The sequence below is a fragment of the Streptomyces albicerus genome, assembly GCF_008905045.1.
In the GTDB taxonomy this organism is placed as follows: Bacteria; Actinomycetota; Actinomycetes; order Streptomycetales; family Streptomycetaceae; genus Streptomyces; species Streptomyces albicerus.
On sequence record NZ_VWMY01000041.1, the window covers coordinates 1 to 12,720 of the forward strand.

Consider the following 12,720-nt stretch of genomic DNA (forward strand, 5'->3'; position numbering starts at 1 on the left):
CTCCTCCCCGAGTTCCCAACCATCCACAACCGATGGTCCTCCGAAGCCACCAGGACGGGGCCCCAGCCCTCATAGAGTCAGGTCAGCGCTTTAATCGGACACTTAAGACATCCCTGTGCGTTGTACGAGAGTGGCTCCGGAGAGCATGCTCATGGCGCGGCAGGCTATATGCCTGAGCTGCAAGAACTCTGAGCAGGGCCGGCGTTGCTGTGATCCACGCGCTCCTCACACGTGCGCGGCAAGCGCGAGCCTGCGGCCGCTTGTGGCCGACTTGGATGCACGCCAAGGCTCTGCGTCTCGGCGCAGGCTGTGATCTTGGTCCAGAGGTGGGCGCTCGCACCGCTCGCCGTCTGCCCTACCTGCAGGTCACCGGTACCGGAGCGGGTGGACGGCTGGGCATGTCTCCGCGACGACACGGCCATTTGTCCAGCGAGGTGTTGGCCGTACCCATCGCCGAACGAAGGATTCTCCCCAGGGTGTCAAATCGTCCCTGTGTCACCTAGCATAAAACCATGGTGGAACTAAGTGATCTCGCGGGACTCGTGAAAGATCTCTGCTGGCAGCTCGAAAATGATCTAAACCACAAGTTTAGTCCCCTGCCCTCCGCTGCTGCCGAAGATCTAGCGTATTCCTTGGCTGAGATCGCTGAGGTGCTGGATTTTGGTAACACCTCGGTCCCGGCCGCTATTCGCCATAAGTCATCGCATCCCACCAAGGGTCTGCATCTATTGGCGCAATTGGCTGAAACCTTGGAGAGGGATCTCCTTGGGAATAGCTGGAGTAGTGTAGAGAACCCTTCATATGTGAGGACGATGCTGCTCGGTGCTGCCGCTCGCCTGAGTTACTACTCGGAGCAAATCGAGGATAGGTATCGGCGGCCCGATCTTCACGCAATCGAAAGCACGCTACGTGTGGCGGCTCTCCCATATCGCCTCGATAGGGTCGTTCCGTTGCCGGAATCCGGGATGCTGGCATTTGCCAACGCCGAGATGGATCGGTTCGAAATCCCGCAACTCGGTGAGCATCCTATGGAGGGTGAGTCGGAACAGGTCCCGGTAGACATTTACATCGATAGCGATAATGAGGGTCAGATTGCCGCAATCGTAAACAGTGCTGCGGCGTTGCTGGAGGCGATGGGGTACGAGGAGTTCGGCGAGCCTGAAATCTATCGAGGGTCGATATTCAGAAGGTCAAAAGCCGTCGCTAACCAAGGGATCGACGAGCTAAAGAACCGGCTCATGAAGGTTGAACGGGGAATCGAGCTGGCCCAGCTTGACCTCAGACAGGCTGAGGTGAACTCCAAGGAGGCGGAAGCCGCAAGTAATCTCCTCGCGTCGCTAGAAGGGGTTCCGCGTGCTTGCGTTCGCGTAGGATCACTCTTGATCGTGAAGTACACGTACCAATCAGAACCCGTCGTACTGATCCGGAACCTGACGCAAGTCGAGATGCATGCGTTGGGGCGCTTTCCGGAGATTCAGAAAAACCCCGAGCGCGCCCTTGAGATGTTGGCTACAGCCATCGCCAACACGCCAGAGTCTGGTGACGTAGTGCCTCTCCAAGACGGGGAGATAGCAGATTAGTTATTGCTTCCATAGGTTGACCTTTTCACCTCCGATCATCGGTGCTCCTTCGGGCCCTTTTACGTGTGGTGCGATCCAGACGGGCCGATGAACTTGCAACCGGGGGTACCACTGCTGTCGCCAATGGCCGCGTACGATCCATTGGTGGTGGTAGTCGCGGGGGGTCCCTCCCTCTCCTGGGTCCTCGCTTCTATTCGGACGACGCAGCTCGATTACGCGCACGCTTGCTGGCTTTCGGTTGGCGCGCTGTAGCCGCTTGCGCGTAGCGCGATCTGGCTCCAGGTCGGATAGCTTTGCCAGTGGCTGGCGCATCAGCAACCAAGCCGTGAGGATCGTCCGGCCCCAGAGGTTGAGGACGCTGTCCTCGTTCAAGTGCATGTCGCTGTCAACGAAGTGGGCAGCGTCCATGGTGTAAGCGAAACGAGGTTGTGCCCTCTTTTGTCTCTCCGCTTCCTCTTCCGTGATGGTGCCTTCGGCGACTTCAGCCTCGAAGGTTCGATGGAGATCAACGTAGAAACTGAACCAAAGAACTGGGCTCTGCAGGCCCATATCGGTGAAACTCCATGATGCCCCTGAAATGTACACAGGCTCGCCGTGTCCACCCTTAGTGTTTGGGTCTTCGGCGATCGGTTCTTCAAAGATAATGAAGCCGTTAAGGGTGGGGACATCAGAGGATGCTAGCTTGAATGATGGAAGTGAGTCTGCTGCCGCAATCGCCAGTTTTGTCATGGCAGATGAGACGAAGAAGAGTTCAGCAGATCCCAAGCGATTGATTTCGTCCAGTCGCCGCTGGTTTCCAGTTGGACTTAGTCCTGCCTGTGGTCGACCCATTTCATCTTCAACAGACATGGCTGCGCGAACCGGTCGTTCTGACCACCAGTTCACCACTAACGGATGTTCGTAGTGAGCTAGTAGATCACTGCGGAGTTCTGGAAGGTCAACGGCCCGAATATCGGACATGTTCCCGGCCCCCTTACGGGCATCAAGACGGCACAGAATGTATGTGGGAGGCGCCTGAGCGGTTGCCTCGCGACCAGCTCTACTGTTCGGCTGTTCACGCCTCCTTGCACGTGACTGTGCCCGGCCGCGCCGCATCGCAAGCTGTGTGGCCCTGGGTAGGCGGGGGATTGGCCGGGGCACCGACCATGGACTAGGTGAGGGTGTTACAGCCCTCCGCCTGGCCGGACAGGTGGGACAGTTCCGTTTCTCGCTGTCCCACCTGGTTTCGCAGGTCACCCCGACTGTTGGGACAGCCGGACACGTGGGACACCCCTGTCCACCACTAGGGATCTCGACCGTATAAGGGCGTCGACGCGGAGCGTCGGCAACCGACGACAACGCCGCAGATGGGCGCACCAAGCCCCGCGTCTGCGGCATGACCCGCCGGACAGGACCCGGACACTTCGTCCGGGTCCTCTGCCGTTGGGTGCCTCACGCTCGGTCGGGCGGACAAGGAAAGACCATCTGTCCAGCGTGGCGACCGGATCGGTACCGTGAAGCTGGCCCCTACAACCAGGAGGCAACACGCAATGCGTGGTCTTGGAGATCACCTCAGCATCGGTGAGCGCATCGCGTTCTACCGGAAGCGCCGCGGCTACACGCAAGAGGTGCTGGCCGGTCTGGTCGGTCGTAGCACCGATTGGCTCGCGAAGATTGAGACCGGGCGCCGGAAGCCGCCCCGTATCGACATGCTCGCGGAGCTGTCGCGCATCCTGCGTGTACCTCTCGGGGACCTGCTCGGACAGACCGTGCTCATGGAAGACGAGCGGCAACAGGACGATGTCCCCGCCGTGCGCGACGCCCTCATGAGCCCGCGTCGCCTCTCGCGCCTGCTTTTCGGTCCTGACGCTGAGACTCAGCTTCCGACGCCTGCCCCTGCGGCCGTGCGTGTGGAGCAAACATGGAACGACTACCAGGGCGGAAGGCTCGGCAGCGTCATCGCCGCGCTCCCCGCTCTGCTTCAGGCGGCACAGGAGTTGGAGGAGCGAGCAGGGCGCCGCGGTGAGGACCGGGGTGATTGCTGGGCGGTATCGGCCCGGACACACCACCTCGCGGCAACGACGCTCGCGAAGATCGGTGAATCGGACATGTCATGGCTCGCTGCTGAGCGCGCGATGCGAGCCGCTGACGAGTCGGACGACCCGCTCGTACTCGCGTCCGCGGCACGGTCCGGCACACACGCCCTGCTCGCCAACGGGCGATATGACGATGCCCTCGAACTGGGCAACACGGCCGCAGCGTGGCTGTCGTCTCAGGTGGCCGAGCGCGATCCGGCGGCACTCAGCCTGTTGGGGATGATCCACCTGCGTGCCGCCGTCGCGGCAGCGCGGCATCAGGACCGGCCCACCGCCACGGGGCTGTTGGACCGTGCCGAAGAACTCGCGGACGACCTCGGGTCGGATGAGAACTACTGGCAGACCGGATTCGGGCCGACGAACGTACTGCTCCATCGTCTGTCCGTTGAGCTGGACCTCGACAACGTCACGTACGTCGTGGAACACGGCCGGATCAACGTCGACCACATGCCGCAGGAGCGCAGCGTCTCGCACCGCATCGACTACGCGCGTGCTCTGTCGCTCGCTGGCCAGGGAGATGAGGCCTTCGGGGAGCTGCGTACGGCTGAGCGCACGTCGCCGCAGCTCGTACGAAACAATCCGAGGGTGCGCGAGACGCTGCGGGACCTGATCAAGCAGTCCCCCGTGACCGGCGGTTCGCGCTCGTCCGAGGTGTTCGTGATGGCGCAACGGTGCAGGGCGGTGCAGTGAGTTCAGGCAAGCGTGGGGTGCTCGGGGTCGTCGGATCGGCGGCCGGAGGGGTCGAGGCACTGCGTACCGGTCTCGTCGAACCGGCGATGGACCGCGGATGGCAGGTAGCCGTCACGCTGACGCCGACCGCAGGTCAGTGGCTGCGCATGAGTGGCGAGGTTGAGCGGCTGGAGAAGCTCACCGGCCTGCCCGTACGCGACGAACCGCGCCTCCCTGGCGAGGCCCGGCCGCATCCTCCGGTGGATTGCTACGTGGTCGCTCCCGCGTCAGCCAACATGGTCGCCAAGCTCGCGACTGGCCTGATGGACAACCAGGCGCTCACCCAGGTTGGCGAGGCTATCGGCACGCTCGGTCTGCCGGTCGTCGTCTTCCCGCGGGTGAACGCGGCGCATGCTCGCCACCCCGCGTGGCAAGGCCACATCGACGCCCTTCGAGCCGGGGGAGTGTACGTCGTCTACGGCCCGGACGTCTGGCCGCTGTACGAGCCGAGGGAAGCGCCGGCGGGGCGCGAACTCCCATGGGCCGCAGTGTTGGACGCCGTGGAGGAAGCCATTCGGTGACGATCCGTCAACCCGCTTGACCTGCAAGGAAAGAGGACCCAGACAGTCTGTCCGGGTCCTCTTCCAATTCCGGCCGCATGCTCATTGCCATGTCAGGGATCAATGAGCGAAGCGGCGAGTTGGGAGGTCTGACTCCCACGGAACTTGCCTTGATCGAAGCAGGTTTGAGCGAGGCGCGCGCCACGGTCGAACGACTGTTGAGGCGCGCGGACGACCTCACGGCGCGGGTGGAGTCCCGTCGCCGACAAGCTGTTCAAGGCGGTCCAGTCGCTCGCCGAGTAGATGAAGAGCGTCATGAATCGAGCTGAGCTCTGCGGCCAGTGCGGTGAACGCGGGGCTACTGCCCGGCTCGGTGCCGAGCGGCATCGACGGGTCACGGACGAACGTCCCGCGGCCCTGCTGGGTGAGAACCAACCCCTCGTCGCGGAGCTGGCCGTACGCGCTCTGCACGGTCATTAGCTGCACGCCAAGGTCCTTGGCGAGCTTGCGAGCCGCGGGGAGCTGGTCTCCCGGGTCGTACTCGCGGTTCGGGCCCGTGATCTTCTCGCGGAACTCCGCAGCGATCTCCTTGGCCGTGGGCGTCTGCTTGGGCGCTTCTGGGCTCTGCTCCATGGGTTCGAGAGTAGCCGGACCTAGGTCAATCTCTGCTCTACGCCCGGGCCCTCTTGACAGTCAGATTGACCTAGGTCAATCTGAAATCACGCGCCGGCGGGTCCCGTGAAAACGGGAGCCCCTCCAGGGGTTACCGCACCCGTCGGGAGCGTCTGACCTTTGACAACTGAATGGGGATCACGCCGCCTCTCCTCGACCAAGTAGGCGGTCACGCGGGTCTCACCCGCGTGAGGTATAGCGCAACCAACCCCCTTGCAGCGCTTCGGCGTTGCGGCCCCGACCTGCCGCGATGGTGGCGGATCGAATCCGCCTCGGGGCACTCCGGGCGACCGTCTCTCACCACTTCACGACCATGGCCGCCCGGCACCTCCATATCCCTTCGACACAGGAGCGCTGCATGCGTGCCTACATCGGCGGTCATCAGGCCGTCTCGATCAACGACTTCATCGAACTCGCCCTGGGCACCCCGGTTGAGCTATGGCTGGGGGAGGAGGGCGAGACCGAGGACGAGCGGGCGGCCCGGCTGGACGCGGCCCGCGACATCCTCACCGAGAACCCCGACCTGCCGGACGACGTGACCCGCATCGCCGCCGAGGTGATCGAGGCGTACGCCCCGGAGCTGCTCAATGTCGTCCCGCTGACCCGCCCGGCCAGGCGCCGTCGGCCCTCCCGGAAGGGAGCGGCGGCATGAGCGCCCAATCCCCGACCGGGTTCGCCCTGGTCCTGGTCCTCTGCGGCTCGCTCATCGCGACCGTCGGTTCCGTGGCCAGCCTCGTTGCGCACGACCACCGGCTGATGGGCATCGCCGCGGCTGGATTCGCGGTGCAGTTCCTCGGGTGGAAGCGGCATGCCCGCCGGAACGGGGGTGCGTCATGACGACTGCCACCGAGACGATGCGGCCCCAGGTGCCGAAGCTGACCAAGCCCGAACTGTGGCTGTTGGGCGGTGTGGCCGTGCTCGCGGCCGGGGTGGGCGGACTGGGTCTTGCGTCCTCGTTCGAGGCGGTGTCGGCCGCGGGTGCCCGCTGGGGGTTCGACTCCCCGTGGATGCTGCCCGTGGGCATCGACGTGGCCATTCCGGTGTTCACCGCGGCGTTCCTGCTGCTGATCCGCACGGACATGCCGCTGGGCTGGGTGCGGTTCGTGCCATGGGCGCTGACCGGCGTGACGTGCTGGCTGAACATCGCGGCCGGACACTCGCTCTCCGCGAAGCTCGCGCACGGCACGATGCCGCTGCTGTGGGTGGTCCTGTCCGAGGTCGCCGCGCACGTCTACGCCTCGCGGATCGGCGCGGCCACGGGCCGTCGGATGGAGAAGATCCGCCGCTCTCGCTGGCTGCTCGCCCCGCTGTCCACGTTCGCTCTGTGGCGCCGCATGACCCTGTGGGAGATCACCTCTTACTCGGAGGCCCTGAAGCGGGAGCGGGAACGGCAGTTGGCCCGCGCGGAGCTGCGGGAGCGGTTCGGCCGGCGGTGGCGTTCGAAGACTCCCCGCCCGGACCGCGTGCTGTTGAAGCTGGGTGAGCTGGCCCCGGCCAGTGAGGACGTTCCGCCCGTGCCGCCGCAGGACCCGGAGTCGAAGCGCGAGGCGCCCAAGCCGCCGCGCAAGCGCCCCAACAAGGCCAAGGCCAAGACGCCCAAGGCGTCGCGGACCCCCGCGGAGCTGCTCGCCGAAGCCCGTGAGGCCACGGCCGAGTGGAGCGATGACGCGATCAACGCTGAGGCGATCCGCACCACGCTGCACTGCTCGGCAGCGAACTCCCGCGTGCTGCGGGACCTGTTGCTGAGCGAGCGCGTGGACGGCCGACGGCTGCACCCCATCGACGACGACGGCGCCGACGACGGCGTGAGCGGCGAGGGGGCTGCGGCATGAGCACCCTGGCCACGATCCTGCTGTCCGCGCTGCCCCTGATGACTGGTTGGGCGGTCCATGTGTGGTGGCTGCGTGGCTGCCTGAACACGGCACGGCGTGACCCGCTCACCGGCTTACGGACCCGTGACGGGTTCACTCGCCGCGCCACGGCCCTGCTCAGGGACCCGCGCGCGGTCGTGGTGCTGGCCGACGTCGACAAGTTCAAGCAGATCAACGATACCCACGGGCACGCGGCCGGGGACGCGCTGTTGAAGGCGACCGCCGACCGGCTCGCTCACCACGTCGGACCCTCCGGGGTCGCCGGGCGGCTCGGGGGTGATGAGTTCGCCGCCGTGGTCATCGACGGCCACGGCACCGCGGGTGACCTGCTTGCCGTGCTGCACGGCGTGCTCGCCCGGCCGGTCGACGGCCAGGACCCGGCCGTACGCACCACGGTCTCGCTCGGCTGGGTGCGCGCCGCGGACTTCCCGGGCGATGACCTGTCTGGCCTGCTGCGGCGGGCAGATGAGGCGATGTACGCGGCCAAGCAAGCCCGCGCCGGAATGCGCCGCGCGGGACTGGGCTGGCTGTTCGCCACCGTCACCGGCCGACGTGCCGGCCGAATCGGTGCCCGCACCGATGCGCCGGTTGTGGAGGTGGCGGCATGAGCGAGCCCCTGGCCGCGGTCGACACATGGCGGCCCGTGATGGAAGCAGCTGGGTTCCGCTGCCAGTGCGAGGGCGAGTGCGGCAACGCGCACGCCAAAGGCGGCGGACGCTGCCCGCACGAACACGACCACTACACCAGCAAGCACGGGCGCCGGATCCGGCTGATGGCCGCACCCGCCGACCCGCTCACCCCCGGCACGGCCGCTGTCCGCCTCCCGGCGAGCGAGCTGCGTGCGTGGTGCCCCGACTGCCACACCGCCGCGGCACGGCGCGCCCGGAAGCAGCTCCCCGCGACCCCCGCAGAACAGTGCGGCCTGTTCGACATGTGACCCGCCGACGCGTTCAGGAGACTCCGACATGAGCCACGAGAGCAAAGTGATCGTTCCCTCGCTGGGCGAACTGGGCCCGGCCATCAAGGCATTGTCCGCGCTGACGGTGGCGTTCCCGGCGCTGCCCGGCCGCACGATCGAGGTCGGAACGGTGCTCACCCGGACCGGTGTCGAGCTGGGCATCCGCGTGGAACTGCACACCACCTTCGCCGACTTCGAAGCCTGGCGGGTGGCGTTGGGCGTTGCCCCGGCCGACATCGAGCACCAGCCGGGGGCCCGTACCCAGACGCTCCGGGCGTACGGCGCCTTCCACGGCGTCCCCGTGGTGGTGACCGCCTACGGCCCGGTCTACGCCCTCGCCCAAGCCGCATAGCCGCGCATCCCCCGGCGCGACGCATCGCCCCGGCATCCATGCCGTGAGGGCGCCGGATCGAATCCGGCCCGGGGCACGCACGAACCGCACGAGACGGGCCCGACCGCTCACCTCCTACAGCGTCGGCCGGACCCGCTCTCCCTCACACCCGGAAGTGGAAGGACCCTCAGTGAAACACCCCGACGACGACAACGAACTGTTCAACCGGCTGGAAGCCGAGATGGCCGACCCGGGCGCCCCTTCGCGGGGTGAGGTGGTCGACCTCGACAAGGCCCGGACCGCGCGCGGCGAGTCGGCCGACTCGACTCCCGACGCGTCGGCCGACTCCGCGCGGTCGAAGTCGGCCGACCCGGAGCCGACCGAGTCGCCCGACGCGACGCCGACCCTGGTCGACCAGAAGGTACCGACCGTGTCCGGCCCCGGCGTCATCGACCGCATCAAGAACTCCAAGCGGCTGGACGTCTTCCCCGCGTGGATGAAGTCGAGTGCGGAGTTCAAGGAAGCGCTCGGCTGGCTGGCCGGGCATGCCTGGCACACCGTTGCCTTCCACGTGGTCCGCGTGCCGTTCGTCTACTTGCCCAAGCTGGTCTGGCGCTCGCCGCGCGGCGCATTCAACATCCTCGGCAAGGTGGGCCGTTGGGCCGTGGACGGCGAGGGCGAGACACTTCGCCAGTACACGGCCACGAACGAGCAGGTGGATGAGTACCTGAAGCTCTCGCGGCAGCGGGACCGGCGGGTGCGTCTGCGGATGGTCCTCACGGTCCTGGGGGCGGTCTTTGCCCTGGGGGTGGCCCTGTTCCTGGTGTACGGTGCGGAGCCGATGACGCAGGTCATCGCGGCCATTGTGGCGGTGCTCGGGTGCGGGCTGGCCGGGGCGCCGGCGGATGCGCCGCTGGCCACGCGGGCGGTCATCAAGACCGAGGTACAGAAGCTGACCAGCGACATCGTGGTCAAGGCCATGGCCTCCATCGGCATCGGCCAGATCGCCTCCGCGGTAGCCAAGGGCCAGGACGGCATCAAGTTCGTCTCGCCCATCACCCGCGAGGGTCCGGGCTGGCGCGCGGACATCGACCTGCCGCTCGGGGTGACCGTGGCGGACGTGGCCGACCGGCGCTCCCGGCTCGCCTCCGGCCTGCGCCGCCCGCTCGGGTGCGTGTGGCCGGACGCCGACCCCAACGAGCACGAGGGACGGCTGATCCTGTGGGTGGGGGACCGCGACCTGTCCAAGACCGGCATCGTCAAGTGGCAGCTCGCGAACGCCCGGCGGCACGACATCTTCAAGCGGAACCCGTTCGGCATCGACCCGCGCGGCCGTGCTCAGTCGGTGCCGATGATCCAGCACAACATCCTCATCGGCTCGCTGCCCGGCCAGGGCAAGACCGCCTCCGTGCGGGTGCTGGCCTGCGGCGCCGCCCTGGATCCGTCGGTGGAACTGTGGCTGCACGAGAACAAGGGCACCGGCGACCTGGACTCCCTCGAATGCGTCAGCCACCGGTTCGTGTCCGGCATCGACGACGACTCGATCAAGTACGCGGCCGACTCCCTCAAGCTGCTGCGTGCCGAGGTCATGCGCCGCGCGGGAGTCATCAAGAAGCTGCCGCGGGACCTGTGCCCGGACAAGCGCATCACCCGCGCGATTGCCGACAAGCGGTCGCTGAAGCTGTGGCCGCTGGTCGGCGTGTTCGACGAGTGCCAGAACCTGTTCGCGCACCCCAAGTACGGCAAACAGGCTGGTGAGGACGCGGAGTTCATCATCAAGCTCGGTCGTGCCCTCGGGGTCATCCTGGTGCTGGCCACCCAGCGGCCGGACAAGGACTCGTTGCCCACGGGGATCAGCGGCAACGTGTCCATCCGCTTCGCCCTCAAGGTCGCCGGGCAGGTCGAGAACGACATGATCCTGGGCACGTCGGCGTACAAGAACGGTGTGCGCGCGACCTCGTTCCGCCCGGAGATCGACGCAGGTAACGGCTACCTCGCCGGAGCCACCGCGCTGCCGGTCGTGGTGCGCACCGCCTACCTGGACGACAACGCCACCCACGCCATCGCTCAGCGCGCGCATGCGCTGCGCAAGGCCGAGGGCACGCTGTCCGGCCACGCCCTCGGGGAGGACGCGGAGAGCACGTCGGGACCGTCGTATGACCTGCTCGCCGACGTGGCCGCGGTCGTGCCGCCCTCGGAGAAGCGGGTGTGGAACGAGCGGGTCGCCGCGCGGCTCGCGGAGCTGCGGCCGGAGGTCTACGGAGGCTGGAAGGGCGAGAACGTCACCAGCGCGCTCAAGCCGCACGGCATCAAGACCACTGGCGTGGCCGGGACGACCGACGACGGCGAGCGCACCACCCGCCGCGGCATCGTCCGCGACGACCTCACCGCCGCGATTGCGGAGCGTGACGAAAACCGGGGTGCCGCCTAGCCCCACAGGGCCGCTACCGGTAGCGGGCTCACCTGCTACCGGTAGCACCCCCGCTAGCACCCCAAACAGCTTCCCATCTGCGATCTAGCGGATAGTACCCCACCTGCAGAAACCCTGAAAACCGGCCCGGAGGGACCCTGATGACCCCCATAGCCCTTGCTATCGCCTGCCTGTTAGTCGTCACGTTCTGTTACACGGCTGTGTGTGCGGGCAGCCCGTTCGGCGACTGCCGCAAGTGCAACGGCTTCGGCTTCGCCATGACCACCGACCGCAAGGGACGCCCCAAGCGGGGCAAGAACTGCCGCCGCTGTAAGGGCCGCGGCAAGCGCGTCCGCATCGGCCGCTGGATCTTCAACCGCGCCCAGCGGCTCTACCGCGAAGGCACCCGCTGACCACCGCCCCGACCCGTCGGAAGGAGACCCGCCGCATGGCCGTGACCGTCTCTCTCGCACTGCTCTTCGGCTTCGTGCTCTTCATGCTGCTGCGCTCCAAGACCCTCGGAGCGGGCTCCGCGTTCGTCGCCGTGATGTTCGGCTTCTACCTCGCTTCCACCGGCGCCGCCGACACCGTCAACCAGCTCATGAGCGCCGTCGTCACCGCGCTCCCGGACCTGTAGGAGCGACCGTGAACGAACAGATCGTGGCGCGCCACTGGCTCGCCCACCTCGCCCCCAAGGCTGCACCGGCGCTGGCCACGTCCACCGTGCTCATCCTGGCCCGGATCTGGAACGCCAATGGCGCCGAACACTCCGTCGGCAACGCGGTGTTGATGACCGCGCTCTCCCTCGCCGCGGCCGCGGCCGGGGCGTGCGCGAGCGTCGGCCGCGCCGGAGACCCCGTGACCGCGGGAACCGCGTTCGCCGTCTCCGGCGGGCTCGCCCTCGCCGGCGTGGCCGGATACGCCGACGGATGGTCTCTGCCGCTGCTGTTGTGGGTGCTCGCCACCGCTGCCGCTTACGGGCTCGCCGCCCGGTACTGGCGCGACGACCGCCGCACGCGCGTGGCGTACGAGCGGCACGTGAGCGACCGGCGCGAGGAACGCGCGCACATCGAGCGCGTGGAAACCATCCGCGGCACCACACAGATAGAGGTGGCCCGCACCGGCGCCGCCTACGCCGAACAACTCGCCGCCGCGCTCACCGCCCGCGCCGCGCTGCCCGGCTTCGACCCCCAGGCCCTGGCAACCGCAGGCCTGCCCGAACTCCCCACCGCTGAGAGGAAGTCCGTATGAGCGCCGTCTTGTGGCCCGTCACGGCCCACATCGTCGTCGCCCTGAATGCCGCCAACGGCACAGGCGAGCACGAGAGCGCGATGCGCCTGATGAAGGTGACCGAGGAAGCCGGTGAGGCCACCGCCGCGTACATCGGCATGACCGGCCAGAACCCCCGCAAGGGCACCACCCACACCCGCGCCGACGTGGCCGACGAACTGTGCGACGTCATAATCGCCGCCGCCGTCGCGTTGCACGCCTTCAGCGCCGCCCCGCCCGCCGTCCTGGACGCCAAGCTGCACGCCGCCGCACGACGGCTGCACGCCCACGACCTCAGCACCGAACTGCCCCTCTAACCCACCTG

General features: G+C 67.2%; 16 protein-coding genes. 14 read left to right on the forward strand and 2 right to left on the reverse strand.

Annotation, left to right across the window (positions count from 1 at the left end; all coding sequences use genetic code 11):
• Window positions 1-512: 512 nt before the first annotated feature.
• Window positions 513-1,580: a hypothetical protein gene (locus GAS53_RS33085; protein ID WP_151481434.1), complete on the forward strand. Its 1,068-nt coding sequence runs from the start codon at window positions 513-515 to the stop codon at window positions 1,578-1,580.
• On the opposite strand, the gene GAS53_RS33090 is transcribed toward GAS53_RS33085, so the two are convergent.
• Window positions 1,581-2,540, reverse strand: coding sequence for a hypothetical protein (locus tag GAS53_RS33090; protein ID WP_151481435.1), 960 nt, complete (start codon window positions 2,538-2,540; stop codon window positions 1,581-1,583).
• A 569-nt stretch (window positions 2,541-3,109) separates the two neighbouring features.
• On the opposite strand from GAS53_RS33090, the gene GAS53_RS33095 reads away from it, so the two are divergent.
• Together GAS53_RS33095 and GAS53_RS33100 are read left to right on the forward strand one after the other, a co-directional pair.
• Window positions 3,110-4,345 carry a helix-turn-helix domain-containing protein gene (locus GAS53_RS33095; RefSeq protein WP_151481436.1) on the forward strand — a complete coding sequence of 412 codons (1,236 nt, stop codon included), beginning with the start codon at window positions 3,110-3,112 and terminating at the stop codon, window positions 4,343-4,345.
• Window positions 4,342-4,905, forward strand: coding sequence for a flavoprotein (locus GAS53_RS33100; RefSeq protein WP_225859240.1), 564 nt, complete (start codon window positions 4,342-4,344; stop codon window positions 4,903-4,905). Before GAS53_RS33095 ends, GAS53_RS33100 begins: the two co-directional genes overlap by 4 nt.
• Before the next feature lie 216 nt (window positions 4,906-5,121).
• On the opposite strand, the gene GAS53_RS33105 is transcribed toward GAS53_RS33100, so the two are convergent.
• Complete coding sequence (locus tag GAS53_RS33105) at window positions 5,122-5,517, reverse strand: GntR family transcriptional regulator (RefSeq protein ID WP_151481438.1); 396 nt, start codon at window positions 5,515-5,517, stop codon at window positions 5,122-5,124.
• Window positions 5,518-5,914: 397 nt separating this feature from the next.
• Between GAS53_RS33105 and GAS53_RS33110 the strand changes: the two genes are divergently transcribed.
• The 11 genes from GAS53_RS33110 (at window position 5,915) to GAS53_RS56785 (ending at window position 12,712) form a co-directional block, all read left to right on the forward strand.
• Entirely contained in the window at window positions 5,915-6,208 is a 294-nt protein-coding gene (locus GAS53_RS33110) for a hypothetical protein (RefSeq protein WP_151481439.1), read from the forward strand.
• On the forward strand, window positions 6,205-6,393 hold the full coding sequence (locus GAS53_RS33115; RefSeq protein ID WP_151481440.1) for a hypothetical protein: 189 nt from the start codon (window positions 6,205-6,207) through the stop codon (window positions 6,391-6,393). The genes GAS53_RS33110 and GAS53_RS33115 overlap by 4 nt, the downstream gene beginning before the upstream one ends.
• Complete coding sequence (locus GAS53_RS33120) at window positions 6,390-7,388, forward strand: DUF2637 domain-containing protein (protein WP_151481441.1); 999 nt, start codon at window positions 6,390-6,392, stop codon at window positions 7,386-7,388. The genes GAS53_RS33115 and GAS53_RS33120 overlap by 4 nt, the downstream gene beginning before the upstream one ends.
• On the forward strand, window positions 7,385-8,035 hold the full coding sequence (locus tag GAS53_RS33125) for a GGDEF domain-containing protein (protein WP_151481442.1): 651 nt from the start codon (window positions 7,385-7,387) through the stop codon (window positions 8,033-8,035). Before GAS53_RS33120 ends, GAS53_RS33125 begins: the two co-directional genes overlap by 4 nt.
• Window positions 8,032-8,364, forward strand: coding sequence for a hypothetical protein (locus GAS53_RS33130; protein WP_151481443.1), 333 nt, complete (start codon window positions 8,032-8,034; stop codon window positions 8,362-8,364). The genes GAS53_RS33125 and GAS53_RS33130 overlap by 4 nt, the downstream gene beginning before the upstream one ends.
• A 28-nt stretch (window positions 8,365-8,392) precedes the next feature.
• Window positions 8,393-8,737: a hypothetical protein gene (locus GAS53_RS33135; protein ID WP_151481444.1), complete on the forward strand. Its 345-nt coding sequence runs from the start codon at window positions 8,393-8,395 to the stop codon at window positions 8,735-8,737.
• A 169-nt stretch (window positions 8,738-8,906) separates the two neighbouring features.
• Entirely contained in the window at window positions 8,907-11,147 is a 2,241-nt protein-coding gene (locus tag GAS53_RS33140) for an FtsK/SpoIIIE domain-containing protein (protein WP_192583387.1), read from the forward strand.
• Window positions 11,148-11,287: 140 nt separating this feature from the next.
• Window positions 11,288-11,539 carry a hypothetical protein gene (locus GAS53_RS33145; protein ID WP_151481445.1) on the forward strand — a complete coding sequence of 84 codons (252 nt, stop codon included), beginning with the start codon at window positions 11,288-11,290 and terminating at the stop codon, window positions 11,537-11,539.
• 35 nt (window positions 11,540-11,574) lie between these two features.
• Complete coding sequence (locus GAS53_RS33150) at window positions 11,575-11,763, forward strand: hypothetical protein (protein ID WP_151481446.1); 189 nt, start codon at window positions 11,575-11,577, stop codon at window positions 11,761-11,763.
• 8 nt (window positions 11,764-11,771) lie between these two features.
• Window positions 11,772-12,377: a hypothetical protein gene (locus GAS53_RS33155; protein WP_151481447.1), complete on the forward strand. Its 606-nt coding sequence runs from the start codon at window positions 11,772-11,774 to the stop codon at window positions 12,375-12,377.
• Window positions 12,374-12,712: a MazG-like family protein gene (locus GAS53_RS56785; protein WP_151481448.1), complete on the forward strand. Its 339-nt coding sequence runs from the start codon at window positions 12,374-12,376 to the stop codon at window positions 12,710-12,712. The genes GAS53_RS33155 and GAS53_RS56785 overlap by 4 nt, the downstream gene beginning before the upstream one ends.
• Window positions 12,713-12,720: the final 8 nt, after the last annotated feature.

Coding starts and splice junctions, on each gene's coding strand:
- GAS53_RS33150 (WP_151481446.1), top strand. CDS start 11,575: ATGGCCGTGACCGTCTCTCTCGCACTGCTCTTCGGCTTCGTGCTCTTC.
- GAS53_RS33130 (WP_151481443.1), top strand. CDS start 8,032: ATGAGCGAGCCCCTGGCCGCGGTCGACACATGGCGGCCCGTGATGGAA.
- GAS53_RS33090 (WP_151481435.1), bottom strand. CDS start 2,540: ATGTCCGATATTCGGGCCGTTGACCTTCCAGAACTCCGCAGTGATCTA.
- GAS53_RS33110 (WP_151481439.1), top strand. CDS start 5,915: ATGCGTGCCTACATCGGCGGTCATCAGGCCGTCTCGATCAACGACTTC.
- GAS53_RS33120 (WP_151481441.1), top strand. CDS start 6,390: ATGACGACTGCCACCGAGACGATGCGGCCCCAGGTGCCGAAGCTGACC.
- GAS53_RS33145 (WP_151481445.1), top strand. CDS start 11,288: ATGACCCCCATAGCCCTTGCTATCGCCTGCCTGTTAGTCGTCACGTTC.
- GAS53_RS56785 (WP_151481448.1), top strand. CDS start 12,374: ATGAGCGCCGTCTTGTGGCCCGTCACGGCCCACATCGTCGTCGCCCTG.
- GAS53_RS33095 (WP_151481436.1), top strand. CDS start 3,110: ATGCGTGGTCTTGGAGATCACCTCAGCATCGGTGAGCGCATCGCGTTC.
- GAS53_RS33105 (WP_151481438.1), bottom strand. CDS start 5,517: ATGGAGCAGAGCCCAGAAGCGCCCAAGCAGACGCCCACGGCCAAGGAG.
- GAS53_RS33135 (WP_151481444.1), top strand. CDS start 8,393: ATGAGCCACGAGAGCAAAGTGATCGTTCCCTCGCTGGGCGAACTGGGC.
- GAS53_RS33085 (WP_151481434.1), top strand. CDS start 513: ATGGTGGAACTAAGTGATCTCGCGGGACTCGTGAAAGATCTCTGCTGG.
- GAS53_RS33115 (WP_151481440.1), top strand. CDS start 6,205: ATGAGCGCCCAATCCCCGACCGGGTTCGCCCTGGTCCTGGTCCTCTGC.
- GAS53_RS33125 (WP_151481442.1), top strand. CDS start 7,385: ATGAGCACCCTGGCCACGATCCTGCTGTCCGCGCTGCCCCTGATGACT.